Below are 24,958 nucleotides of genomic sequence, written 5' to 3'. Positions count from 1 at the left end.
CCGCAGTACAACTTCGTGTTCGTCAACCACGTGACCACCAACCCGTTCTTCACCGCCACCCAGTACGGCATCCAGGACGCCTGCGCGATCCTGAACTGCAAGTACCAGTGGACCGGCTCGGAGAACTCGATCGTCTCCGAGATGGTCAACGCGATGAACACCGCCATAGACGGCAACGCCGACGGGATCGCCGTCTCGATCGTCGACCCCAAGGCGTTCAACGAGCCCATCCTCAAGGCTTACCAGAAAGGCATACCCGTCGTCGCCTACAACGCCAACGGCGCTCCCGGCAAGCCCAACCCGGCGCTCGCGTACATCGGGCAGGACCTCTACCAGTCCGGGGTCGAGATGGGCAAGCGGATCGCCAAGCTCGTCAAGAAGGGCAAGGTCGCGCTCTTCATCGCCACGCCGGGGCAGCTCAACATCCAGCCGAGGATAGACGGGGCGAAGGCCGGGATCAAGCAGTCCGGTGCCCCGATCCAGGTCTCGGAGGTCGCCACCGGCGCGCAGGTCAACGACGAGCTCAACAGGATCGACGCCTACTACCAGGGGCACAAGGACGTAAACGGCATGTTCGCCGTCGACGCCGGCTCGACCCAGAGCGTCGGGCAGGTCATGAAGAAGTACGGGCTGCACAAGAAGGGGGTGAAGGGTGGGGGGTACGACCTCCTGCCCAAGACGCTGCAGTACATCGACGAGGGCATCCTCGACTTCACCATAGACCAGCAGCCCTACGAGCAGGGTTACTGGCCGGTGATGCAGCTCTACCTGTGGCGGATCTCGGGCGGGCTGATGAGCCCCTCGACGACCAACACGGGGCTGAAGTTCGTCACCAAGGAGAACGTCAAGCCCTACCTGTCGACCAAGTCCCGCTACGAGGGCAGTTCCAAGCAGGAGAAGCTCATCAAGCCGCCCTCGAAGATAACCCCGCCCACCACCTGAGGGCGAGGAATCGAGGTGAGAGACCATGACGGATAACGCGGTCAGCAGAGAGGAGGCAGAAGGCGGCCTGATGCACGGTGTCCGCAGGCTGCTCATGCAGCGCGAGCTGGGCATCTTCGTCATCGCGCTCGTCTTGTTCTTCTACTTCCAGTTCGCCAACTCGGGCTTCTGGACCCGGAGCAACCTGACCACCCTCTCGCAGACGGTCGCGCCGTACGTGATCATGGCCACCGGGCTCGTGATGGTCATGATCCTGGGTGAGATAGACCTCTCGGTCGGCTCCACGTTCGGGTTCGCCCCGATAATAATGTGGCTCGCCTACGCGGATCTGCGCCTGATCCTCCCGATAGCCGTCGCACTCGGGCTTCTGGCGTGCGCGGCGGTCGGGCTCATCAACGGGGTGGTGCACGTCTACTTCAGGGTGCCCTCGTTCGTGGTGACGCTGGGCACCTTCTTCCTGCTCGGCGGGCTCAACGTGATCCTCCTCAACGGCTTCCCGAAGAACGCGCCGGGCGGGACGGTGCGGCAGTGGCTCGGCAACTATCCCTACTCGGAGATAGTCTGGGCCTTCATCATCCTCGTCATGATGCACCTTTTGCTCAAGAACACCCGCTGGGGGATGCACACCTTCGCCACCGGCGGCAACCTCATCGGGGCGCGGGAGGCCGGGATCAGGGTCAACAGGATACGGGTCGTCAACTTCATGATCGCCGCCACGCTCGCCGGGTTCGCCGGTATCCTCGAGGCGATGCGCGTCGGCTCCGTGGACCCGCTCGCCGGCGGGGCGAACATCATGTTCCTCGCGATCTCGGCCGGGGTCATCGGGGGGACGGCGCTCACCGGCGGGGTCGGGACGATGATCGGGGCTTTCCTGGGCTCCGTGGTCCTGGCCGAGCTCCGGCAGGGGTTCACCCTCCTCGGGGTGAGCGCCAACACCTTCGACGTGATCCTGGGCGTGGCGATCCTGATCCTGATGATCTTCAACATCTACCTCGGAACCGTGCGTGAGCGCGGCGGCTTCCGTTGGTTCAGCCGGCCCGAGAAGAAAGGATCGACATGAGCGAGAACGGTGCAACGAGCGAAGACATCCTGAGGGCCGAGGGCATCGTCAAGCGGTTCGGCTCGGTGGTCGCGCTGCGCGGGATCACGATGCACCTCAAGAAGGGTGAGGTGCTCGGCATCGTCGGGGACAACGGGGCGGGCAAGTCCACCCTGATGAAGATCCTCACCGGCTTCCACAAACCGGATGAGGGGAAGATCTTCCTCGAGGGCCAGGAGATCGAGCTCAAAAGCGTCTCTCACGCCCAGTCGCTCGGCATCCAGGTGGTCTACCAGGATCTCGCGCTCGCCAACGACATGACCGTCTACGAGAACATGTTCCTGAACCGCGAGATCACCCACCGGCCCTTCCGCTTCTTGAACAAGCGGGAGATGAAGCGGAAGACCCGCCAGTACCTGGACGACATCGGGGTGAACATCCCCTCGATAGACGAGCCGGTCGCCCGCCTCTCGGGCGGCCAGCGCCAGGCGATCGCCGTCGCCCGGGCCGTCTACTCGGCGAACCCGAAGATCCTGCTTTTGGACGAGCCGCTGGCCGCGATGGGCGCGAAGGAGGCGACGATGATCATGGACCTCATCCAGCGCCTCCGGCGCGACGGGGAGGTCTCGATCATCATGATCGACCACAACTACGCGCACATCTTCGGGATCTGCGACCGGGTCAACCTGATCCAGCACGGCGAGATCACCTACGACAAGCCCACCGCCGAGACCTCGATGGAGGAGCTGACCGAGCTGGTGGTGGAGGAGTACCGCAGGGCGCGCGCCTCCTAGGGGGAGGCGCGCCCCGTTCCTTCCCGGGCGAACCTCTCGAGCCGGAAGAGGCTTATGTCGTGGCGGGTCGTGCCGCTCTCGGCGAGGTCCGCCAGGATCTCACCCACCACGCTCGCAAACTTGAAGCCGTGCCCCGAGCATGGCGAGGCCACGACAACCTGAGGGTACTCAGGATGCAGGTCGATGATGAAGTGGTTGTCCGGCGTGTTGGTGAACATGCAGGTCGCAAGGCTCATCGTCGGCCCGCACCCCTCCGGGAAGTACCTCTCCGCAAAGCTCCTCAGGAGCTCCTCGTCTTCGCGGCGCGCCTCGCGGTCCAGGGTGTCGGGGTCGACCGTCTCCTGCAGGTGGTGGTACTTCCCGAACTTGAAGCCCGGCACCCCGAAGACCGGAAAGCCGTAGAAGCGCCCCTCTTCCACCAGCACGTTGAACACCGGAAAGTTCTGCGGGCGGAAGTACTCGGGGCGGGTGGGCTGCAGCCAGGCCAGAACCTGCCGCTCGGGGACGGCGAGCCCGTCGAGTACATCCAGTAGCTCTGCATCCCACGCCCCGGCGGTGATGACGAGCTTCTCCGCCTCGTAGCTGCCGCGCTCGGTGCGCACCCTGACGCCGTCCTGCAGCGGCTGCCACTCCAGAACCTTCTCGTGGGCGTGCACCTCGGCTCCATGGGCCTGGGCGGCCATCACGTGCGAGACGATGCACCGCTCGGGGGCCAGAAATCCCCCCTCGGGCTGCAAGAGGGCCAGATGGTCCCTGGGCAGGCGGTAGCCGGGGTAGCGCCTGTTGAGCTCTGCGCCGGTGAGCACCTCGTGCGGCAGATCGTGCAGCCGGCACGACTCCCACGAACCCCGGAACACCCACGAGTCCTCCGGCCCCGCGTCCACGGAGCCGGTGATGTACAGGAGCTGCTCGCCGAGCACGTCCTGTATCTCGCGCCAGAGCTCGTAGGCGCGCCTGAGGAGCACCACGTAGGATGGGTCCTCGTAGTAGGCGAGGCGGATGATGCGGGTGTGCCCGTGGTAGGAGCCCATCGCATGCGGGATGCCGAATCGCTCCAGGGCGAGGACTTTTCTGCCCCTCCTGGCCAGGTGGTAGGAGGTGGCGCTGCCCATGGTCCCCACCCCGGCGACGATCACGTCGTAGCTGCCGGTGTAGGAGAAACCGCTCGTCATCCGGGCCCGAACCTCTACGACGCCGTGAGATCCTGCTTCGGGATCTCCTTCTGCGGGTCTATGAACGGCCGCCGGACCACCGTGGCCCGCTCCCGGCCGCGCGGGGTCTCGACGGTGAGGACGGTGCCCAGCCCGGCGTACTCTATCGGGACCATCGCGTAGCCTATGTTCTTCTGCAGGCGCGGGGAATGGCAGGCCGAGGTGACCTCGCCGATGCGCCTCTCGCCGTCGTAGACGGGGAAGAAGTCTATCATCGAGCCGTCGTTGTAGGAGCCGAGCGGCTCTCCTGCGATCTCGACCCCGACCAGCTTGCGCCGCACGCCCTCCTCCCTGATCCTCTTCAGGGCCTCCTTGCCGATGAAGTCGGCCTCCTGCTCGAGGTCGACCATCCACTCGTAGCCGTAGTCCACCTCGTAGGGGTTGGTCGAGAGGTCCATGTCACAGCCGTAGGCGAGGATGCCGCCTTCGATGCGGCGGATGTGGCAGGGCCCGGTGACCTTCAGGCCGTGCGGCTCGCCTGCCTCCAGGATCGCGTCCCACAGCTTCTCGCCGTCGCGGCTGGCGTTCTTCAGGTAGATCTCGAACCCGAGCTCCGAGGTGTAGCCGGTGCGCGAGACGACGACCTCCATCCCGTCGAGCTCCTCGTGCGAGAGGTGGTAGTAGGGGATCTCGAGGATCTTCTCCCCGAAGAGCTCGACCATCACCTCGCGGGACTTCGGCCCCTGCACCTGCACCGGACCCACGTCCGGCTCCTTTATCTTTACGTCGAAGCGGGAGTTGTAGGCGAGCGCCCGGCACCACAGCAGGACGTCGCTGTCGGCCAGGGAGAGCCAGAAGTGGTTCTCCCCGAGCCGCAGCAGCACCGGGTCGTTGACGATGCCCCCGTCCTCGGCGGTGAGGAAGACGTACTTGCACTGCCCGACGGTGCACTTGCCCAGATCTCGCGGGACGAGCATGTTGGTGAACTCGAAGGCGTCGGGGCCGGTGATCTCGACCTGCCGCTCGGCCCCGCCGACGTCCCACAGCGTCACCCCGTTCAGAAGCTCCCAGTACTCCTGCACCGGATCTCCGTAGTGGCGGGGGTGGTAGTGGTGGTTGTAGGTGCTGTACATCACGGGCCCATGCCGGCGTGAAGCATAGAAGTAGGGGCTCTTCTTTATCCTGGTGTACAGCAGTATCTGCGGGGCCTGTGCTGTACGGCTCTCCTGAGGCGTATGCACCCGGGTCATCTTCTCCTCCGAAAGGTCCTCTCTTACGAACGCTCTTCGATGCGGCGCTCTTTTTTCTGTGGCCTCACCCCCTCCCCGAGAAGTGCTCGCTCAGATACTTCTCCCCCTCGTCGCAGAAGAGGGTGACGATGGTCTTGAGTTCGGGGCGCTCCTCCTTCAGCCTGCGCGCGACCGCGAGGTGCGCGCCGCTCGAGGGCCCGACGAACATCCCCCACCGGCGGGCGATCTCACGCATCGCCGAGACGGCCTCCTCGCTGCCGACCGGCCGGACTTCGTCCACCATCCCGCCGTGGCGCTGGTAGATGCCGGGGATGAACCCGTCGGAGATGCCCTCGATGAGGTGCCGCCCGGTCTCGCCGCAGAGGATCGTGCACGACTCGTCGGGCTCCACGGCCACGAGCAGCGCCTTCGGGTTGACCTCCCGGAAGGCCTGCCCCACCCCGATGAGCGTGCCCCCGGTCCCGACGCCCATGACCAGGGCATCGGGGACGACCCCGTCCGGCAGCTGTTCGAGGATCTCACGCCCGAGCCACTCGCGGTTCTCCTCGACGTTGTACTCGTTGTCGAACTGCGAGGGACAGTAGTAGCCCTCCTTCTGCCCGAGCTCCTTCGCTTTTGCGAGCGCCTCGTTGACGTGGAAGTGCCCCACCTCCATCACCTCGGCGCCGAAGGCCCGGCTGATCGCGACCCTCTCTTTGCTCATCCCTTCGGGCATGACGACGACCATCCGGTACCCCTTGGCCGCGGCGACCATCGAGAGGGCGTTGCCGGTGTTGCCGCTCGAGGCCTCGACGATGGTGTCCCCCGGCTTCAGCAACCCCTCCTGCTCCGCCTTCTCGACCATGTACTTGGCGATGCGCGCCTTGATGGAGCCTGAGGGGTTGAGGTACTCCAGCTTGGCCCAGATGCCCTCCTCCACCGGCACGAGCGGGGTGTCGCCGATCGCGTCGAGTACGGTGGGTGTTTTGCTCTGTGCCGGGCTCTGCTCCTGCCTCATCTTCTCCTCCTCGCCGCTAGCTCCGTATCCGCTTCATCGCGGGGTCGAAGAGCGGTTCTTCGGCGACCTCAGCCCCGAGCCGCTCCCCGAAGTACTCTATCTGTACCCGGGTTGCGGGCCGGGCGAGCTCCGGTGGGAGCCAGGCGTAGGCTATCCCGCGCCCGATCGAGTAACCGTAGGCGGCGCTGGTGACGTACCCGACGGCGGAGCCTTCGTGGTAGACGGGCTCCGCACCCATGACCACCCTCTGCGGGTCGTCGAGGACCAGGCAGGAGAGCCTCCGGCGCGGCCCCTCCTCCCGGCGCCGCAGCAGCGCCTCGCGGCCGATGAAGTCTCCCTTGCCGGGCCTGACGGCGAAGGAGAGCCCGGCCTCGTAGGGGTCGTGCTCACAGGTCATGTCCCTGCCCCACATCCTGTAGCCCTTCTCGAGCCGGAGGGACTCGAACGCGCCCCTGCCGGCGGCGATGATCCCGTAAGGCTTGCCGGCCTCCCAGAGGAGGTCCCAGAGCCTCAGACCCATATCCGACGTGGTGTACAGCTCGTAGCCGAGCTCGCCGACATACGAGAGGCGCAGCGCGAGGACGGGTACCTCCCGCAGGTAGGTTCGCCGGGCGTGGTAGAAGGGGAAGGCCTTGTCGGAGAGGTCGTCTTCGGAGAGCGACTGGACGACCTCGCGCGCCCGCGGGCCCCACACGCCGACGCAGCAGGTCCCGCCGGTGATGTCGCGCACGCTGACGGAGCCTGCTTTGGGCAGGTGTCTCCCCATCCACTCGACGTCGCGGGGGCCGTTGAGCCCGAGCTGGAAGCGCTCCTCGCCGAGCCGGGCCACGGTGATGTCGCTGCGGATGCCGCCCCGGTGGTCTAGCATGAGGGTGTAGGTGATCCTGCCGGGCGGTTTGTCCAGGTCGTTCGTCGTGAGGCGCTGCAGGAACTCCAGCGCGCCCGGTCCCGTCACCTCGACCCGCTTCAGCGGGCTCATGTCGTAGAGCGCGACCCGCTCGCGGGTGACCTGATGCTCCGCTCCGACCACCGGCGACCAGTAACGGGCGGACCACGGATCGCGCTCCGGGATCTCCCGCCCCTTAAGAAGCTCCCTGTTGGACTCGAACCACTGCGGGCGCTCCCACCCGTGGGCCTCGAGGAAGTACGCCCCGAGCTCTTTCTGCCGCGGGTAGAAGGGGCTGGTGCGCAGCGGGCGCGGCTCCTCCATCGGCTGCAGGGGGTGGATGATGTCGTAGACCTCGCGGAAGGACTGGCAGCTGCGGGCGAGGACGTAGGAGGGGGAGAGCTCGTGCGCCTCGAAGCGGGAGAGCTCGCAACCGCTCACGTCCATCTCCGGATCGCTCCCGGTGATCCAGGCGGCCATCACCTCCGCGATTCCCAGGGCGTGGGTGATCCAGATGGCTTCGGCGACCCAGAATCCCCTGACCTCCTGCGCCTCCCCGAGGAGCGGCATTCCGTCCGGCGTGAACGAGAAGAGGCCGTTGATCCCCTCCTCTATCCGGGCGCCTTCGAGCGCGGGGAGCATCCTCCGCGCCTCCCGCCAGGAGGGTTCGAAGTCCTCCGGGGTGAACGGCATGACCGAAGGCATCCCGCCGGAGAGCCTGCTGCGCGGGATCTCGTCGGGGGAGACGGGCATCGGCCGGTGGCGGTAGGTGCCGATCCCGTAGCGCTCGTGCCGCTGACGGAAGTACATCGAGAAGTCCTGGTGCCTCAGGATCGGATGCCGGGCCTCTTCGCTCTCGCCCGTGAGCTCTTCTACGGGTGTGGTCCAGACGAGCTGGTGCTGCATCGGGACGAGCGGGACCGTGACCCCGACCATCCGCCCGAGCCGTGGCCCCCACATCCCGGCGCAGCTCACCACGAGCGGGGTCTCGATCCTCCCGCGGTCGGTCTCGACGGCGGCGACCCGGCCGCCCCTCACCTCGATACCGGTGACCTCCGTCTCGCCGCAGAACTCGGCCCCACGCCCCTCTGCCAGCCTCCTGAGCGCCGCGCACGCCCGCACCGCTTTGGCGAGCCCGTCGGTCGGAACGTAGAACCCGCCGTGGATCCTGCTCCCGTCCAGGAGCGGCACCTTCTCGACGCACTCGGAGGGGGAGAGAAGATACGACTCCACACCCCAGGAGGTGGCGAGACCGTGCTTGCGCTTTAGATCCTCCCACCGCTCGGGCGTGGCCGCGACCTCCATCCCCCCCACCTGCAGACAGCACGGCTCCCCGTCGAGCTCGAGCGCCCGGTAGCGGGCCACGCTGCGCTTAGCAAACTCCGTCATCGTCTTCGAGGGGTTGGTCTGGAACATCAACCCCGGCGCGTGCGACGTCGACCCACCGGCCCGCGGCAGCGGCCCCTGATCCAGGACCACCACATCCCGCCAGCCCAGCCTCGTCAGGCTCTCCGCGATGCCGCACCCGACGATGCCGGCCCCCACGATCACGACCTCAGCCCGGCTTCTCACCTTCCTTCGCCCCCGATGCGACCCCGTACGGCGTACTTCTCAATTTTGTTTCTTTTTGCGCAACCCACTCCTCCATACAAAACCGTAACATGTGTTGTAAGGGAAGGTCAAGGGGCGGAGGGCTGACTGTACACATGTTTTTCGGTGACGACGAGGTCTATTGGGACATCGTGTTCGTCGCGAGGGATCTCGGGGACCATCTGGACTTCGAAGGCGGCGGCGACGAGAGGGGGGTGGTGGGTGAGCTCCTCTGAGATTAGGTGATCGTAGAAGCCGCCGCCGTAGCCGAGGCGGCCGCCGCCGGGGTCGAAGGCGACGCCGGGGACGAGCACGAACTCCACCGAGGAGGGGGGTATCTCCGGGCAGAGGTCCGGGTCTGGTTCACGGATGCCCCACGTTCCGGGGACGAGTTCTTTCTCCGGGTTGTGCACGCGATGGAGGGTGAGGCGTCTGGAGGCGCGTTCTACCCTTGGCAGGAGCAGAATCTTGCCTTCTTCGAGCGCTTTCTGCAGCAGCGGAGAGGTATCCGGCTCACTGCCGAAGCTGCTGTAGGCGAGGACCGTTCTGGCGTGGTGGTAGGGGGCGAGGGCGGTGATCCTGCGCATGATGTCGGCGCTGAGCCGGAGACGATCTGAAGTAGGGAGCCCATCCCGGCGTCGCAGGATCTCGGATCTCAGTCGTTCCTTTACGGGGCTTGGATGCTGCCTTTCGTCACGCTTCATGGCGCGGACTATACCTCGTGAGCCCGTCTCTCGGCTCGTACACCTTCCATGTCGGATAGCATAATCCAAACGGTGCCGTCCTTGACCGCAACCCGTGCATGACACTAAACTGGCATTTCACAAAACCGTTTCTTCATACAAAACAAGTTGTCTGGTGGGATTGGAGAGGGTGATGGAGAGGAAGTTTAGTCGTCGAGATTTCCTGAAGGTAGGTGGGGCGGGGGTAGCAGGCGTAGCGTTGGTGGGAGCGGGAGGGTGTGGTGGGGGAGGCTCCTCCACCGGGGGCAAGAAGGCGCTAACGCTGGGTGACATCGGCTGGGACGAGGACGTGGCGCTGAACAACGTGCTCAAGGCGTTGCTCGGGGACAGGTTCGGGTACGACGTTAAGCTACAGCTTGCCGATGCCGGGCCTCTGTATCAGGGGGTCTCGACGGGTCAGATAGACGCGTTCATGGACACCTGGCTTCCCTACACGCAGAAGGTCTACTGGCAGAAGTACAAGGGGAAGGTCGAGAAACTCGCGCCGTGGTACGAAGGAAAGGCGACTATCGGGCTCGCGGTCCCCGACTACGTTGAGGCGAAGAGCATAGCCGACCTGAACAAATACAGGAGTCAGTTCGGCGGACATATCACGGGCATCGAGGCCGGGGCTGGCGAGATGAACGTGGTCAAGACGAAGGTCATCCCCGGGTACCATCTGGACTACACGCTGCAGGCTTCGAGCACCCCGGCGATGCTCTCGGCGCTCAAGAAGGCGATAGCGAACCGCAAGCCCATAGTCGTCACGCTGTGGAAACCGCACTGGGCCTTCACGGCCTATCCCATAAGGTACCTGGAGGACCCGAAAGGGCTCATGGGCAAGGGCGAGGAGCTCTCGGCGATAGTCAGCAAGAACCTGCATAAAGACAAGCCGGAGGCGTACGCCATGATCAAAGCCGTCCGGCTCACGCCCGGGCAGCTTGGTGAGCTGGAGCTCGAGATCCGAAAGAGCAGCCCCGCGAAGGGGGCACGCAGCTGGCTGAAGAAGAACCAGAGCGTCGTCGATCCCTGGATCGAGGCCGCGAAGAAGGCTCAGAAGGGCTGAGGCGGCTGGAGAGGGCGGCCGTCAGCCGATCTCGATCCGCTCCGGCTCGGTGGCTGAGGCTCCACCACGCACGATTATCTCGAGGAGGCCGTTCTCGAAGCGAGCGCTTATATCGCTCTTGGTGATGCCTTCGGGGAGGCTCATGACCCTGCGGAAGATCCCGTAGCGCAGCTCTCTGGTGTAGTGGATCGGGCGGGGGTTCTTGGGTTCCCCTCTGCGCTCGCCGGAGATCATCAACACCCCGCCGGAGAGTGAGATCTCCACGTCCTCCCGCCGCACGCCGGCCAGGGCGCACCGGATCACCAGGTCGTTCTCGAGGGCGTAGATGTCTGCGTCAGGGATCCAAGCCGTGGCCGGGGTTCCGTGTGCTCCGGCCCGTCCCTGGTCGTTCAGGGAGATCCACTTTTGCTGGGCCCGGTTCATCTCGCTCATCACGTCCAGGAAGCCCCGGAAGGGGTTTCGGCGCTGTCTACCCATCGTCCCGGGCTCCTTGCAGGTCCGCGGGCACGGGGGGACGCATCCAGCTCACCGCGGTCCAGGGGACGAAGACGGGTTCTCCCTCCACCTCGCCCGCTTTGTAGGCGTAGGCGAGACCCAGGTCGTTCACTTCCCTGAGGACCACGAGCTCAGAATCTGAGGCCCCCGAGCGGGCTAGTATCACGTCCTTCCCTACCCAGGATCTCGGTATGCTCTCCTGCACTTGCCGTACCTCCTCGTTCAGTCGTGCGGGTTTTCTCGGTGCTTGCCTCGTCAGCTCTCGTGTCCCTGGAGGCCTCCGGTGTGTACCTGTTGCGGGGCTGGAACTCCCCCGTTGGTGCGCCCGGGCTCCTGCGCAGCCCCGTCGGTGACGGGCACGATGCGGTCCGGCTGCGGAGCGACGACCACCTCGCCCGGGATGCGGGGCACGCGTTCGCCTGTGAAGGATAGGAACAGCGAGAGGCACATGAGGAGCAGGACCACGCAGAAGGGGAGACCGGAGGTTATGGCTGCCGTCTGCAACGCGCTCAGCGGGTCCCCGCCGGTGGCCGCCCCGGCGACCAACAGCACCGCGGCGATCACGCCCTCGGTGATGGCCCAGAACATCCTCTGTTGCCAGATGGGGTGCGGGTCTCCGCCGTTGGTAAGGATGTCCACCACCAGGGAGCCGGAGTCCGAAGAGGTGGCGAAGAACAGGGTGACGACGACTATGGCGATCACCGAGAAGATCAGGCTGATCACTTTGCCTGTGGGGAGTTGCTCGAGCAGGACGAAGAGCGCGGTGGGCGCGCTCGCGTCTGCCAGCACCCGGTCGCTGCCGGTGAGCACCCGGTGCAGGGCGGATTCCCCGAAGACCACGAACCACACGATCGAGAAACCGGTGGGGATGAGGAGCGTGCCGAGGATGAACTTGCGGATCGTGTATCCGTAGGAGATGCGGGCTATGAACATGCCTACGAAGGGGGACCATGAGATCCACCACCCCCAATAGAACAGGGTCCAGGTGGCCTGAAAGTCATGTCCCTGCCTGGTGGTGAAGATGGTGAGGCTGGTCTGCGGGAGGTGCTGCAGGTAATAACCGGTATCGGTGGCCATCGAGTCGAGCAGGAACAGGGTCGGCCCCGCCACGAAGACGAACGCGCACAGAGCCAGGGCGAGCCACATGTTTATCACCGACAGACGCCTTATCCCGGCGTTTATACCGAGCATCACCGACGTGATCGCGACCACCTCGACCGCCGCGATTATCAACACCTCGACCAGCGTGTCGTTGGGGATGCCGAAGAGCGTCTGTAGACCCGCACCTATCTGGGTGGCCCCAATGCCGATCGATGTCGCCAGCCCGAAGAGCGTCCCGAACACCGCCAGAATGTCTATGAGATGCCCCACCGGGCCGTTGATCCTCTCCCCGATCAGGGGATAGAGCGCCGAGGCGGGGCGAAGCGGAAGGCCCTTGCGGTATGAAAAGTATCCCAGCGCCAACCCCAGAACGACGTAGATGGCCCAGGGATGGAGGCCCCAGTGGAAGAACGTGTAGTTCATCGCCTGCTCTGCGGCCCCCCTCGTACCTCCTTCGCCGACCGGAGGGTGCATGAAGTCGTTCAGCGGTTCCGCCACCCCATAATAGACTAGACCAATGCCCATCCCGGCAGTGAACATCATCGAGATCCAGGACCAGGTGCCGTACTCCTCCCGGGCATCGTCGGGACCCAGCCTGATCCTTCCCCACCTGCTGCACGTGATCGCACCAGCGAAGACCAGGAAAAACGTCGCGCTCAGGATGTAGAGCCACCCGAAGTACGTGGTTATGAACTTCTGGAAATCTTCCGCCGCCGCGCCGAACCTTCCAGGAAAGACTGCGCCGAGCGCTACCAGGATTATCGCGATGAGCCCTGACGTCACGAAAACCGGCGGGTTCGTATGCTCCCTCAAATACGATCTCACCCGCTCCGGCATGCGTGTATACCTCCCTCTTCCGTTTTGCTCCAAAAAACCGTATCTCTGGATGCAACAGCTTTCAAACAAGCGAGGTGAAAGCATTACGTTGAGGCGGGTTCCGGGAGTGGATCAGGGCGATCGGCCGAGGGTGGATTTTTGAAACACAAAATAAACGCATGAATGTTGTCTGATGTAAGATATTGTTGCAGAAGGCTACGGGTAGAGCGGAGGCTGGTGTAACATGCGCAAGGAGAGGCTGCTGAAGGAGGACGGACGGTACATCATCTTCTACTCCTTCGAGGAGGATGAAGAAGAGGATGAGGACGCTTGAACGAGCTGCGCTGGGACCCGACGCTCGGTGAGTGGGTGGCCTACGCCACCCACCGTCAGGAGAGGACTTTTCTGCCCCCGGCGGAGTACTGCCCGCTGTGTCCGACGAAGCCGGGCGGGTTCCCGACAGAGGTGCCCCGGGAGTCTTATGAGATAGTCGTCTTCGAGAACCGCTTCCCCTCGTTCGTGCCTGATGCACCGGAGCCGGAGGGGGCTGGGAACGGGCTGACCCCGAAGGCCGCCGGGCGCGGGGTGTGCGAGGTGGTCCTCTACACCGACGAGCACGACGCGACGCTGGCGCAGCTCCCGGAGCGGCGCATAAAGCAGCTCGTCAAGGTGTGGGCGGACCGCTACCGGGAGCTCGGCGCGCTGGATTTCGTCGATTACGTGTTCATCTTCGAGAACAAGGGCGAGGCGATAGGGGTCACGCTGCACCATCCGCACGGTCAGATCTACGGCTATCCCTTCGTCCCGCCGCGTCCGAAGCGGGAACTCGAGGCCGCCCGCGCCCACCGCGAGAAGACCGGGGGGTGTTTGCACTGCGACCTGCTCGCGCAGGAGCACGAAGAAGGGCGGAGGATAGTGGTCAAGGGCGAGCACTTCTCCGCCTTCGTCCCTTTCTACGCGCACTTTCCCTACGAGGTGCACGTCTACTCCAGGAGGTGTGTCGGCTCCATAGCCGGGCTCGATGCGGAGGAGCGCAAGGACCTTGCGCGCACCCTCAAGCGGCTTCTCGTCGGCTACGACGAGCTCTTCGGGTTCTCGCTGCCGTACATGATGGTCATGCACCAGGCCCCCACCGACGGCGGCGACTACGAGGGGGTGGCCCACTTCCACATAGAGTTCTACCCGCCGAACCGTACGGCGGACAAGCTCAAGTACCTGGCCGGGAGCGAGACCGGGGCGGGGGCGTTCATCGTGGACGCCCTGCCGGAGGAGACGGCGGGTCACCTCAGGGAGGCGGTGGCGCGGGCGTGAGGCTGCTCGTCACCGGCGGGGCCGGCTACATCGGGAGCGTCGTCGCCGGACAGCTCCTCGAGGCCGGGCACGAGGTCACCATCTTCGACAACCTCTCGAGGGGACACCGGCGGGCGATCCCCGGGGGGGCGCGCTTCGTCGAGGGTGACCTCCTCGACGCCGGTAAGACGCGGCGGGCCCTCTCGGGGGGCTACGACGGGGTCTTGCACTTCGCGGCGCTCTCGCTCGTGGGCGAGTCGGTCGAAGAGCCCGAGCGCTACTACCGCAACAACGTGCTAGGGACGCTCGACCTGCTCGAGGCGATGGTCGAGGGTGGAGCATCGAGGCTCGTCTTCTCTTCCACGGCGGCGGTCTACGGGGAGCCGCGGAAGGTGCCGATAGAGGAGGACGACCCGCCGCTCCCGACCAACCCGTACGGGGGATCGAAGCTGGCCGTGGACCGCATGATCTCCTTCGTCGCCCGCGCCCGCGGGCTCGCCGCGGTGAGCCTGCGCTACTTCAACGTCGCCGGGGCGAGCGGGCGCTTCGGGGAGGACCACCGCCCGGAGACGCATCTCATCCCGCTCGTGCTGCGGACCGCGCTCGGCGAGCGGGAGTACGTCGAGGTCTACGGCACCGACTACCCCACCCCGGACGGCACCGCGATCCGGGACTACATCCACGTCGAAGACCTCGCCCGAGCACACCTCCTGGCGCTCGAGGCCGCACGCGAGGGCGAGCATCGCATCTACAACCTGGGTAACGGCGAGGGCTTCTCGGTGCGTCAGGTCATAGAGACGGCGCGCGAGGTGACGGGGAGGGAGATAGAGGCAAAAGAGGCCCCGCGCCGCCCCGGCGACCCGCCGGTCCTGGTCGCATCGAGCGGGAAGATACGCCGGGAGCTCGGCTGGAAACCCGAGAAACCGGAGCTCGCGGCCATGATCTCCGACGCCTGGGAGTGGATGCTCTCCCACCCGGGGGGCTACGGGGGATGAGAGAAGTCGAGGGACGCGCCGCCGAAGCCTACCGGAAGCGATTCGACGCCGATCCCGAAGTCGTCGCGAGCGCTCCCGGGCGTGTAAACCTCATCGGGGAGCACACCGACTACAACGGCGGCTTCGTCCTGCCCTGCGCGATAGACCGCCGGGTGGCCGTCGCCGCCGGCAGAGGGGAGGGGATTCTCTACTCCGCGGACTTCGACGAGACCCGCCCGCTCACTCCAGAAGAGAAAAACTCCTGGGCCGACTACCCGCGCGGGGTGGCGTGGGCCCTCGGCGAGGCCGGGTGTGCTATCGGGCCTTTCCGGGCCGCCTTCGCCGGTGAGGTGCCCCGCGGCTCGGGCCTCTCTTCCTCCGCCGCGATCGAAGCCGCCACCGCCCTCGCCCTCGGCGCCCTCTTCGGTCTGGAGGTAGACAGGAAAGACCTGGCCCGGATCTGTCAGCGGGCAGAGAACGAATACGTCGGCGTCCAGAGCGGCATAATGGACCAGTACGCCTCGTTATTGTGCCATGAAGGTGCAGCCCTGCTCGTCGACTGCCGCACGCTCGAGGCGGAGGACGTGCCGCTCGACCTCGAGGGGGCGGGGCTCGTGCTCCTGGTGTGCGACACCCGGGTCGAGCGGGGCCTCGCCGGAACGGGCTACAACGAGCGCCGGAGGAGCTGCGAGGAGGCCGCCCGCCGCCTCGGGGTGCGAGAACTGCGGGACGCGACGGAAGACGATCTGCCGAAGCTCTCCGGCGAGCTCCTGCGCCGTGCCCGCCACGTCGTCACCGAGAACGGGCGGGTACTCGAAGCCGCGAGGGCGCTGCGCGCCGGGGATTACGCCTCCTTCGGCCGGTTGATGTACGCCTCCCACGCCTCCCTCCGGGACGACTACGAGGTCTCTACCCCACAGCTCGACGCCTTCGTCGAGTGCGCAAGAGAGATCGGCGCCCCCGGCGCGCGGCTCACCGGCGCGGGCTTCGGGGGATGCGCGATGGCGCTCGTCGAAGCCGGACGGGCGGAAGCGCTCGCGCGGCGGGCGCGCGAGCGGTTCTCGGCCTGCGGCTTCCGCGAGCCCCTCTTCTACCGGTTTCTTCCTGCTCCCGGGGCCGAAGTCTTGGTGCTCTAGACGTCGCCGGACGGATCTCATCTCGTATCTTGCATTTCTCTCGATAATCGATTATATATACTTCTGCCGGGGAAAGGATTGACCTCACGAGGAGGAGTATCGTGGAGACAGACACTGGCCGGGTGCTCGGCAGTTATTACGGCGACGAAGATTTTCCGATAGAGTGGGAGGAGGGGGAGAAGGAGCTTTTCTGGATCTACGACGATCTGCACTGTCCGAACCCGGTCTCTCCGATGTTCTTCGACATCGGGGGGTGGTGGCTCACCTGCGACCACATGTTCAGGCGTTTCGGGACGCCCTTCGCCTCCGACTGGGTAGCCAAGAGGATAAACGGGTATGTGTACACGGCGGCGGTCCCGGCCGACCCTTCGGTACGAGCCGAGGCCGTGGAGTATCAGAGCCGCTACGTGCCGCGGGTGCCGTGCGATCCAGACTATGCCTCCAAGATAGGCGTATACATGGATGCGGTGCTTCCCCACTACGCCTGGAATTTCCTGGACTGGTGGCGCGATCGTCTGGTGCCCGAGATAAAACGCAACTTTGCGTATCTCGATGAGTACGATACCGAGAGCGCGGATCTGGTGGAGCTGGCCGTGCTGCTCGAGGACGCCATAGACATCCACGACCGCCACTGGAAGATCCACTGGATGCTCAACTTCGCTCAGTTCACCTCCACGCAGAACCTGAGCGCGACCATTGCGGAGGTCAAGGGGGAGGTGGATCCCGGGCTCGTGGGCAGGCTGCAGAGCTCTACCGAAGACAAGAACTGGGATTCCGTGGAAGCCCTGTGGAGGATGAAAGAAGAGATCAAAAGAGATCCCGACCTCCGCGAAGCGTTCCGAGCCAATGCGGCGGCGGAAGTGCTGGAGGCCCTGCGGGGCTCGGAGCGTGGGAGGAGGTTTATCTCCGAGCGGCTCGAACCCTACCAGCAGGAGTTCGGATACAAGGCGATCTGGGCGCACGAGTTTTCTTTCAAGACCTGGAAGGAGGATCCCGCGCCCATTCTGGAAGCGATAAGGGGTTATCTGGAGAGCGACTATGACTATCCGAAGGCGCTCGAGGCGGTGAAGCAGGATCTGGAGGATGCCATCCATGAGTTGATGGACGACGTGCCCGAAGGAGAAGGGAGGCGCAAACTGCAGCGGGCGCTGGACCTTTCTCTGCGGATGAACCCCCTCACCCCCGACCACCACTTCTACATAGACCAGGGCACCAATGCCCGGCTGCGTCTGGTTCTCATTGCCATCGGAAAGAAGCTCGTCGAGGCCGGCGTCTTGGACGATCCGGAAGACGTCATGTTCCTCCGCTACAACGAACTCCGGGTGCTCATGACGGACCCGGGAAGAATCGACGCGCGGGCCCTGGTCTCCGACCGGAGGGACGAGCACGAGGAAGCGTACGAGATGAGGCCCCGCGACTGGGTGGGGACCGCTACCCGGGAAGCGCTGGAGTTCCCGTACGCTGCGCTCTGGGGGTTCCCGGAGAAGTTCTACCGGAAGCCCTCGGAGACCACCGCAGAGATTAGAGGACTCGCCGCCTCCGCCGGAGTCGTGGAGGGGACCGCGAAGGTGGTCACCTCCACGGAAGAGTTCGATGAGGTCAGAGAGGGGGACGTGCTCGTCTGTCGGATGACCAACCCCGCCTGGGTCGTGCTCTTCACCAAGATAAGCGCGCTCGTGACCGATGCCGGCGGGACCGTCTCCCACCCGGCGGTCGTCTCGCGCGAGTTCGGCATCCCGGCGGTGGTGGGCACGTCCGAGGCGACGGAGCGGATAAAGACCGGAGACCGCGTGCGGGTCAACGGTACGACGGGCATCGTGGAGATCCTCTCTTGAAGCTCAACCGCACCGTGCTGCGCGAGCAAATCAAAGAGGAGCTCATAGCACGCCTGCTGAGCGGCGAGTACGCTCCTGGCGAGCGTCTGGTGGAGACCCAGCTCGCCCGGGAGTTCGGTACCAGCCAGGCCCCCGTGAGGGAGGCCCTCAGGGAGCTCGAGCTGCTGCGCTTCGTGGAGTCAGAGCCTTTCCGGGGGGCGCGCGTACGGGAGGTCACCCTCGAGGAGTTGCTCGAGATATACCCCGTCCGCGCCGCCCTGGAGGAGCTCGCCGCGCGTCTGGCGGCCGCCCGACTGGGTGGGGCGATCGGGGCCTTCGAAAAAGAGTTCGAAGCGATGAAGGAAGCCGCCGGGGCCGGAGACCTGCACGAGCTCGTCCGCCACGACGTGAGCTTCCACAGGCTCATCGTGGAGTCCTCGGGCAACCGGACGCTCAAAGAGGTCTGGGATTCGCTCAGGATCGGGGCGCGCACGATAATCACCGTCGTCAAGACCGATATAGACCTGCATGAGCTGGCCGAGATGCACCGGCCGCTGCTGGACGCGCTGGAAGAGAAGGACCCGGAGAAGGCAGGGGCAGCGTTGCGCTGGCACTTCACGGCCTTCGAGAAGATGATGAAAGGAGCCCGACCCGAATGAGTCGCCTGGTAGACCTGTCGATGCCGGTACACAAGGACATGATCACCTTCCCCAGGATACCTGCGCCGAGCCTCCTGATGTACGAGACCTGGCAGGAGTTCGCCGAAGGAGTCGGAGCGGACAAGTACGGCGTAGACTCGCTCACCGCCTCTTACCTCGTGATCCAGAGCGACCACGCCGGGACCCACATGGACGCCCTCAAACACATACGTCCCGACGGACCGGCCGCAGAAGAGATACCGCTCGAGTACTGCTACTCCGACGGCGTCGTCCTCGACTTCCGGCACCTGGAGAAGGGGGCCGGCATCACCCCTTCGGACATAGACCAGGCGCTGGAGAAGATCGGATACGAGCTCAAGGAACGGGACATAGTCCTCATCCAGACCGGTGCTTCGGCGTACAACGACCAGGAAAGGTATCTCACCGACCACTGTGGGATGACCGCCGAGGCCACGAAGTACCTGATCTCCCGGGGGATACGGCTCATGGGGACCGATGCTCCCACCTTCGATCCGCCGGTGTGGGCGATGTTCGAGCGCAAGAAGTTCTGGGAGGCGCACCGGGTAATGTGGGAGGAAGATTACTGGCACATAGAGAACCTGACCAACCTCGATCAGCTACCTCCCTACGGGTTCAAGCTCTCCGCCTTTCCCATCAAGTGGACCGGAACCACCGGGGCACCCTTGCGAGCGGTGGCGATCCTCGATGAATAGGGTTCGGGAGAGAACCATACTCTGGTTCTCGGACGAGGAGTGCAGGGACGTCTCGCTCGCCGGGGGGAAGGGAGCAAGCCTGGCGAGGATGGCTTCCGAGGGCCTGCCCGTACCGCCCGGCTTCGTCGTTCCGTCGTGGGTGCTGGAGAGTTCGGTGGACGTGGAGCGCGTCCTGGAGCTGGTTCGGGAGCGTGACCACGTGGGGCTCGCGGCCGCGCTGCAGGAGGTCGATCCCCCGCGCGAAGAGATCTCCGTCGCATACCGGCGGCTCACTGGCGTGAGGACCACCGCAACGCACAAGCGCCTGGGTGACGGCAGGGTGGCGGTACGCTCCTCGGCCTGTGCCGAAGACTCCGAGGCCGCGAGCTACGCCGGCCAGCAGGAAACCTACCTCAACGTGGAAGGAGAGGATGAGGTCTGCCGGCGCGTGGTCGACTGCTGGGCCTCCTTTTTCTCCGAGCGGGCCCTTTTCTACCGGCAGCAGAAAGGCTCGCTGGAGGATCTGCGGATGGCGGTCGTGGTGCAGAAGATGGTGCAACCGGAGAAGGCGGGCGTGCTTTTCACCGTTGACCCGGTGAGGAGAAGGCGGGACAGGATGATCGTCGAGGGTGCCTTCGGGCTGGGTGAGGCGGTCGTCTCCGGAGAGGTGACACCGGACCATTACGTGCTCGACCGTTCCGGCACGCTCAAGCGTGGTAAGACGGGCGACGAGAGGGTGCTGGACGAGGAAGAACTCCGGCGCCTCGCCGAGCTCGGGAGGTTGCTCGAAGAGAAGGCGGGTGCGCCTCAGGACGTGGAGTGGGCCATCTCTGGTGGTGAGCTCTACCTGCTGCAGTGCCGGCCCGTCACTACCCTGTGATTGAGATGCGCCACGTCGAATGGCACCAGCCTCGTTCCCTGGACGAAGCGCTGGAGCTTCGCTCGTCCTACGGGGAGGATGCGGTCGTGGTCGCAGGCGGAACCTTCGTCGGCATCCTCATGAACCAGGGGTTCCTCCGGCCCGCGCGTTTGATATCCCTGCGTGGCGTCCCTGGACTGGACTCCATAAGGGAAGAAGACGGCGTGCTTCTCCTCGGTGCGATGGTGACGCATAGATCGGTGGAAAGATCGGAGCTGGTGCGCCGGAAGTGGCCCGCGCTCGCCCGCACCTTCTCGCTCGTGGCCAGTCCCCGGGTGCGCAACCAGGCCACCGTCGGAGGGGTGCTCGCAGACGCCGATTATGCCTCGGATCCCCCGGCGATGCTCGCCGCGCTCGCTGCCCGCGTCGTGATCGCGGGAAAGAACGGTGAGCGGGAGGTGCCCGTCGAGGACTTCATTCTCGACCACTACACGACCGCTCTGAAAGAGGACGAACTGGTCGTGGGGGTCAGGGTGCCCGATGGAGTTCGACAGGCGGTGTACCGCAAGTTCCGCTCTCGCTCCAGCGAGGATCGTCCCTGTGTCTCGGTGGCGGCCGCAAGGTACGGGGGGAAGACCCTGCGGGTCGTCGTGGGAGCCGTCGCCGGCAGACCCCAGTATTTCCCCGATGTCTGCGCGCTGGCGGGAGGAGAAGTCGACGCAGGGATCATCAGGGAGATCGCCCGGAGGTACGCCGAGAACATCCATCCCCTATCGGATGCACGCGGTTCCGCGCGTTACCGGCGCCGCGTGATGGAAGTCGAGGTGCGTCGTGCCCTGGAGGAGTTGTACGGTGTCTGATCCGCGTGTTACCGGCCAGACCCGCTATTCGCGGGACGTCGAGATCGAGGGGATGCTCCACGCGCGCATATTGCGTTCCCCGCATCCTCATGCGCGTGTCCTGCGGGTGGACGCCTCGGCGGTTCCGGACGACGTGGTCGTCCTCGTACCCGGCGACGTGCGGGAGCTGAACCGCTACGGGTGCCAGATAAAGGACCAGACCGTGCTGGCGCTGGACAAGGCCCGCTACGCCGGAGATCCCGTGGCCGCGGTTGCCGCCCCCAGCGTGGAGCGAGCCGGGGAAGTGCTGGATCTGATCGAGGTGGACTACGAGGAGCTCCCGGCCGTCTTCGACGCCGTGGAAGCCGCCGAGGAGGGGGCTCCACTGATCCACGAGGAGATCGCGATCTCCGACAACGACGCGGCTTACTTCGGGTTGCGGCCCCAGCCGGGCACCAACGTCTGCCACCGCTTCCGCATCCGGCACGGGGACGTGCGAAAGGGTTTCGAGGAGGCAGATGTAGTCGTAGAGGAGACCTACACCACCGCGGGCGCCCAGCACGCCCCGATGGAACCCCATGCGGCGCTCGCGCGCTGGAGCGATGGTCGGCTCGAGGTCTGGACCGGATCGCAGACGCCGTTTAACACCCGCATGGATCTGGCCGGGCTGTTCGGCATCCCGGAGGAGCAGGTGCGCATCGTCTGCCCCCCGATGGGCGGGTCCTTCGGGGCCAAGACCTTCGTGCGGCTGGAGGCCATCGCCGCCTGTCTGGCGCGCAAGGCGGGCCGCCCCGTCAAGCTGGTACTGGAGCGTGACGAGGAGTGGCTCACCCTCAACCGCCATCCATCCACCATCAGGGTCAGGCTGGGTGCGAAGCGCGACGGGACGCTGGTGGCCAAGCAGGTGGAGTGCTGGGCCGACACCGGCGCTTACGCCGACTGCGGACCCGGGGTAGCCCAGAAGATGGGATTCGCCTCTCCCGGTCCCTACCGCATACCCAACGTATGGGTCGACTCCCGCGCCGTCTATACCAACCTGCCGCCCAACGGCGCTTACCGGGGCTACGGTCAGATGCAGTGCACCTGGGCCTCCGAGCGGACGATGGACCTGCTCGCGGAGCGTCTGGGGATGGACCCGCTCGAGCTGAGGTTGAAGAACATCATCCGGAATGGCGATCGCTACTGCACCGGCGAGGTCATGCACGATGTCCATTTCGAGGAACTGTTGCGGAAAGCGGCGGATGCGGTGGGCTGGCGGGAGGGACGACGCGGCAAGGGCCTGTGCGTGATGCTCAAGGGCATGCAGACCCCGAGCCGGGCTTCGATCGCCGTGGAACACGACGGCGAAGGGAACTACACCATCTACTGCGCCACAGCCGAGATGGGGCAGGGAGCGAAGCGGGCCATCCGGCTGATGGCCGCCGACCTCCTCGGAGCCGAGGTGGAGAGGATAAGCTTCCCCGACCCAGACACGGACGCCGTACCGTACGACACCCGTACCACCTCCAGCCGCTCGACGCACATGATGGGACGGGCCCTCGAGAAGGCCGTGGAGGATCTGAAGAAGAACGGGCGGCGCGGATTCGGCGAGGTGGCGGACGAGGGAGGGCTTGATCCGGACACCGGACAGGGAGTGGCCTCCTCGCACTGGCACCAGGGGGCCGCCGCGGCCGAAGTAGAGGTGGACGAGGAGACGGGGAAGTTCCGGGTGAAGAGGCTGCACGCGCCGGTGTACGCTGGCAGGGTGGTGAACCGGCCGGGGGCGGAGCTGCAGAACGAAGGCTCCATGATAATGGGGCTCGGGACGGCGCTCTTCGAGAGCATCTCCTTCTCGGAGGGGCAGGTGAGCAACGCCAACCTCTCCGATTACTGCTTGCCGGCCGCGGATGACCTGCCCGATGTGTTCACCCACGAGCTGGTAGAGCGCGAGGGGGCCGAGGTGCACGGTCTCGGAGAGACCGCGCTGCCGCCGGTCCCTCCCGCTTTGGGCAACGCCCTGCATTCTTTAGGGATCAACGTGACCGACCTGCCCATGACCGCCGAGGCTGTCCTGGATGCTTTAGACCGGAGGGAATCTTCGCGTTGCAGGAGAGAACCTCCGGGTAGAGAGGGGGCCGGCAGGAAGTTTTGCGTTCTGGCTTTCGGGATCTCGGCAGGGGTCCTTCTGGCGGGGTTGATCCTGCGCTCGCGCCGGGACGCCTTCGGCAGGGCGCGTGTGCAGAGGAGGATCTTGCGGTGAGGCTTGCGTTCGAGGTCAACGGTGAGAGGGAAGTGGTGGAAGCCGGGCCGGACGAGATGTTGCTCGGGGTGCTGCGCCGCGAGCTCGGTCTCCTGAGCGTGCGGGAGACCTGCGGCATCGGGGTGTGCGGGGCATGCACGGTGCTTCTCGACGGTGAACCGGTCTCTTCCTGCCTGCTTCTGGCCCCGCTCGCGGGGGGGCGCAGTGTCACGACCGTCGAGGGGCTCGGCGGGGAGCACCCGGTCCAGAGGGCGTTCGAAGAGGTGCAGGCTTTCCAATGCGGCTACTGCACGCCGGGCATGATACTCACCGTGATTCGGTTGCTCGAGGAGATCCCTGACCCCGAGGAGGACGAGATCCGGCGTTATCTCGGTGGGAATTTGTGCCGCTGTGGTTGCTACGTGAAGATCGTGGAAGCGGTGAAGCTCGCGGCGAGCGAGCTGCGTTCCGTTGCGAGGAGGGGAAGGACGTGAGGCTGGTGACGTACGTGGCCGGTGGCGGACCCAGGGTGGGCCTGCTCGAGGACGGGCGTGTCGTGGACGTCGGGTTCGACGGCGACATGGTCGCGTTCATAGAGGCGGGAGCGCCGGTTTCCGGTCGAGAGCCAGTGCCGGATGCACGGTTGCTCGCCCCTTTGAGGCCGCGTTCGATGCGCGACTTCCTGACCTTCGAGGGACACATGAGGAACGCGCTGGGTCGTCTCGGGAGGCCCATCCCAGAAGAGTGGTACGAGGTCCCCGCCTTCTACAAAGGCATGCCGGATACCGTGATCGGGCCCGAGGAGGAAATCCCCTGGCCCCACTACACGGACCGCCTCGACCACGAGCTGGAGCTCGCGGCGATCATCGGGCGCGAGGGCAAGGACATTCCCAGAGAGGAAGCCCGGGAGTACATCTTCGGCTATACCATCTGGAATGACCTCTCGGCGCGCGACGTGCAGGCCCGCGAGCTCCCGGTGGGCATGGGCCCGTCCAAGGCCAAGGACTGGGATGGATCCAACGTGCTGGGACCATGCATAGTTACGGCGGACGAGCTGGACGCGAGCGACCTGTTGATGCGCGTGCGGGTCAACGGCGAGGTGTGGGGCGAGGACAGCTCCGCTAACATGCATCACGGGTTCGCGGACCTCATCGCCTACGCTTCATTGGCCCAGACCATCTACCCCGGCGAGGTGTTCGGGTCTGGGACGGCCGCCGGCGGATCCGGGCTGGAGCTGGACCGCTGGCTGGAGGAGGGAGACCTCGTAGAGATGGAGATCGAAGGCATAGGAGTATTGAGAAACCGCGTCGGAAGAAAGGGAGGCTGAAGATGGCCTACGTGGTCAGCGCGAAATGGACGGCGAAGGAAGGGGAGGCGCAGAGGGTCGAGGAGGCGATCCGGAAGCTCGTGGAGCCTTCGCGGCGGGAGCCGGGCAACCTCTTCTACCAGCCTCATCGGGATCCTGGGAACCCCAACCTCTTCTACTTCTACGAGCAGTACGAGGACGAGGAGGCCTATCAGGCTCATGTGAATTCCGAGCACTTCCAGAAGTACGGCTTCGGAGAGGCGATACCGCTGCTCGAGAGCCGGGAGCGGGAATTTTACGAGACGATGGACGTTTAGGGGAT

Annotated in this window: 24 protein-coding genes and 1 pseudogene; 17 read left to right on the top strand and 8 right to left on the bottom strand. The window is 65.3% G+C overall.

Annotation, left to right across the window (positions count from 1 at the left end):
* The 3 genes from AC6EKW_RS08160 to AC6EKW_RS08150 all read left to right on the top strand — a co-directional run.
* Positions 1 to 942, top strand: a 942-nt coding sequence (locus tag AC6EKW_RS08160; RefSeq protein WP_498514125.1) for a sugar ABC transporter substrate-binding protein, incomplete at its 5' end; no start/stop codon positions are given.
* A gap of 25 nt (positions 943 to 967) precedes the next feature.
* Positions 968 to 2,002 (top strand): ABC transporter permease, encoded by a 1,035-nt coding sequence (locus AC6EKW_RS08155; protein WP_273889486.1) that lies wholly within the window; start codon positions 968 to 970, stop codon positions 2,000 to 2,002.
* Complete coding sequence (locus tag AC6EKW_RS08150; RefSeq protein WP_273889488.1) at positions 1,999 to 2,775, top strand: ATP-binding cassette domain-containing protein; 777 nt, start codon at positions 1,999 to 2,001, stop codon at positions 2,773 to 2,775. Before AC6EKW_RS08155 ends, AC6EKW_RS08150 begins: the two co-directional genes overlap by 4 nt.
* Here the strand turns inward: AC6EKW_RS08150 and solA are convergent.
* From solA to AC6EKW_RS08125, 5 genes are all read right to left on the bottom strand, one after another.
* Positions 2,772 to 3,947 (bottom strand): N-methyl-L-tryptophan oxidase, encoded by a 1,176-nt coding sequence (solA, locus tag AC6EKW_RS08145; RefSeq protein ID WP_498514124.1) that lies wholly within the window; start codon positions 3,945 to 3,947, stop codon positions 2,772 to 2,774. The two genes, AC6EKW_RS08150 and solA, sit on opposite strands and share 4 nt — an antisense overlap.
* A 14-nt stretch (positions 3,948 to 3,961) precedes the next feature.
* Positions 3,962 to 5,176: a glycine cleavage T C-terminal barrel domain-containing protein gene (locus tag AC6EKW_RS08140; protein ID WP_498514123.1), complete on the bottom strand. Its 1,215-nt coding sequence runs from the start codon at positions 5,174 to 5,176 to the stop codon at positions 3,962 to 3,964.
* 64 nt (positions 5,177 to 5,240) lie between these two features.
* A complete protein-coding gene (locus tag AC6EKW_RS08135; RefSeq protein ID WP_273889003.1) occupies positions 5,241 to 6,173 on the bottom strand; it encodes a PLP-dependent cysteine synthase family protein in 933 nt (310 codons plus the stop codon).
* A 16-nt stretch (positions 6,174 to 6,189) separates the two neighbouring features.
* Positions 6,190 to 8,631 carry a GcvT family protein gene (locus AC6EKW_RS08130; protein ID WP_273889002.1) on the bottom strand — a complete coding sequence of 814 codons (2,442 nt, stop codon included), beginning with the start codon at positions 8,629 to 8,631 and terminating at the stop codon, positions 6,190 to 6,192.
* 107 nt (positions 8,632 to 8,738) lie between these two features.
* Positions 8,739 to 9,353 (bottom strand): 5-formyltetrahydrofolate cyclo-ligase, encoded by a 615-nt coding sequence (locus tag AC6EKW_RS08125; protein ID WP_273889001.1) that lies wholly within the window; start codon positions 9,351 to 9,353, stop codon positions 8,739 to 8,741.
* Positions 9,354 to 9,525: 172 nt separating this feature from the next.
* Between AC6EKW_RS08125 and AC6EKW_RS08120 the strand changes: the two are divergent.
* Both AC6EKW_RS08120 and AC6EKW_RS08115 read left to right on the top strand, forming a co-directional pair.
* A pseudogene (locus tag AC6EKW_RS08120) lies at positions 9,526 to 9,591 on the top strand (twin-arginine translocation signal domain-containing protein); the annotation flags it as partial.
* Between the two features lie 3 nt (positions 9,592 to 9,594).
* Entirely contained in the window at positions 9,595 to 10,437 is an 843-nt protein-coding gene (locus AC6EKW_RS08115) for a glycine betaine ABC transporter substrate-binding protein (RefSeq protein WP_337958775.1), read from the top strand.
* Positions 10,438 to 10,458: 21 nt separating this feature from the next.
* Here AC6EKW_RS08115 and AC6EKW_RS08110 read toward each other — a convergent pair whose 3' ends face one another.
* Genes AC6EKW_RS08110 through AC6EKW_RS08100 form a run of 3 tightly spaced genes read right to left on the bottom strand, consistent with a single transcriptional unit; the run spans position 10,459 to position 12,846 of the window.
* On the bottom strand, positions 10,459 to 10,914 hold the full coding sequence (locus AC6EKW_RS08110) for an Hsp20/alpha crystallin family protein (protein WP_273888999.1): 456 nt from the start codon (positions 10,912 to 10,914) through the stop codon (positions 10,459 to 10,461).
* On the bottom strand, positions 10,907 to 11,137 hold the full coding sequence (locus AC6EKW_RS08105; RefSeq protein ID WP_273888998.1) for a hypothetical protein: 231 nt from the start codon (positions 11,135 to 11,137) through the stop codon (positions 10,907 to 10,909). The genes AC6EKW_RS08110 and AC6EKW_RS08105 overlap by 8 nt, the downstream gene beginning before the upstream one ends.
* 50 nt (positions 11,138 to 11,187) lie before the next feature.
* Positions 11,188 to 12,846, bottom strand: a complete 1,659-nt coding sequence (locus tag AC6EKW_RS08100) for a BCCT family transporter (RefSeq protein WP_498514122.1) — start codon at positions 12,844 to 12,846, stop codon at positions 11,188 to 11,190.
* 333 nt (positions 12,847 to 13,179) lie between these two features.
* Between AC6EKW_RS08100 and galT the strand changes: the two genes are divergently transcribed.
* The 12 genes from galT (at position 13,180) to AC6EKW_RS08040 (ending at position 24,953) form a co-directional block, all read left to right on the top strand.
* The gene (gene galT / locus AC6EKW_RS08095; RefSeq protein ID WP_498514121.1) at positions 13,180 to 14,160 is read left to right on the top strand and encodes a galactose-1-phosphate uridylyltransferase; all 981 of its coding nucleotides are present in this window, start codon (positions 13,180 to 13,182) and stop codon (positions 14,158 to 14,160) included.
* Positions 14,157 to 15,134, top strand: coding sequence for a UDP-glucose 4-epimerase GalE (gene galE, locus AC6EKW_RS08090; protein WP_498514120.1), 978 nt, complete (start codon positions 14,157 to 14,159; stop codon positions 15,132 to 15,134). The genes galT and galE overlap by 4 nt, the downstream gene beginning before the upstream one ends.
* Positions 15,131 to 16,249, top strand: coding sequence for a galactokinase (galK, locus tag AC6EKW_RS08085; protein ID WP_273888994.1), 1,119 nt, complete (start codon positions 15,131 to 15,133; stop codon positions 16,247 to 16,249). The genes galE and galK overlap by 4 nt, the downstream gene beginning before the upstream one ends.
* Positions 16,250 to 16,350: 101 nt before the next feature.
* Positions 16,351 to 18,084: a PEP-utilizing enzyme gene (locus tag AC6EKW_RS08080; RefSeq protein WP_498514119.1), complete on the top strand. Its 1,734-nt coding sequence runs from the start codon at positions 16,351 to 16,353 to the stop codon at positions 18,082 to 18,084.
* Positions 18,081 to 18,722, top strand: coding sequence for a GntR family transcriptional regulator (locus AC6EKW_RS08075; RefSeq protein WP_273888992.1), 642 nt, complete (start codon positions 18,081 to 18,083; stop codon positions 18,720 to 18,722). Before AC6EKW_RS08080 ends, AC6EKW_RS08075 begins: the two co-directional genes overlap by 4 nt.
* Positions 18,719 to 19,435: a cyclase family protein gene (locus tag AC6EKW_RS08070; protein WP_273845583.1), complete on the top strand. Its 717-nt coding sequence runs from the start codon at positions 18,719 to 18,721 to the stop codon at positions 19,433 to 19,435. Before AC6EKW_RS08075 ends, AC6EKW_RS08070 begins: the two co-directional genes overlap by 4 nt.
* Positions 19,428 to 20,294: a PEP/pyruvate-binding domain-containing protein gene (locus AC6EKW_RS08065; protein ID WP_273845582.1), complete on the top strand. Its 867-nt coding sequence runs from the start codon at positions 19,428 to 19,430 to the stop codon at positions 20,292 to 20,294. Before AC6EKW_RS08070 ends, AC6EKW_RS08065 begins: the two co-directional genes overlap by 8 nt.
* 5 nt (positions 20,295 to 20,299) lie before the next feature.
* Positions 20,300 to 21,133 carry an FAD binding domain-containing protein gene (locus AC6EKW_RS08060; RefSeq protein ID WP_498514118.1) on the top strand — a complete coding sequence of 278 codons (834 nt, stop codon included), beginning with the start codon at positions 20,300 to 20,302 and terminating at the stop codon, positions 21,131 to 21,133.
* Positions 21,126 to 23,351 (top strand): xanthine dehydrogenase family protein molybdopterin-binding subunit, encoded by a 2,226-nt coding sequence (locus tag AC6EKW_RS08055; RefSeq protein WP_273888990.1) that lies wholly within the window; start codon positions 21,126 to 21,128, stop codon positions 23,349 to 23,351. Before AC6EKW_RS08060 ends, AC6EKW_RS08055 begins: the two co-directional genes overlap by 8 nt.
* Complete coding sequence (locus AC6EKW_RS08050) at positions 23,348 to 23,824, top strand: (2Fe-2S)-binding protein (protein WP_273888989.1); 477 nt, start codon at positions 23,348 to 23,350, stop codon at positions 23,822 to 23,824. The genes AC6EKW_RS08055 and AC6EKW_RS08050 overlap by 4 nt, the downstream gene beginning before the upstream one ends.
* Positions 23,821 to 24,657, top strand: coding sequence for a fumarylacetoacetate hydrolase family protein (locus AC6EKW_RS08045; protein ID WP_498514117.1), 837 nt, complete (start codon positions 23,821 to 23,823; stop codon positions 24,655 to 24,657). The genes AC6EKW_RS08050 and AC6EKW_RS08045 overlap by 4 nt, the downstream gene beginning before the upstream one ends.
* 2 nt (positions 24,658 to 24,659) lie before the next feature.
* The gene (locus AC6EKW_RS08040; RefSeq protein WP_273845571.1) at positions 24,660 to 24,953 is read left to right on the top strand and encodes a putative quinol monooxygenase; all 294 of its coding nucleotides are present in this window, start codon (positions 24,660 to 24,662) and stop codon (positions 24,951 to 24,953) included.
* Positions 24,954 to 24,958 lie beyond the last annotated feature (5 nt).

The sequence above is a fragment of the Rubrobacter sp. M3-4 genome, assembly GCF_059772285.1.
Note: the sequence above shows the minus strand (reverse complement) of the source record. Positions and strands in the feature narration are given on the sequence as shown.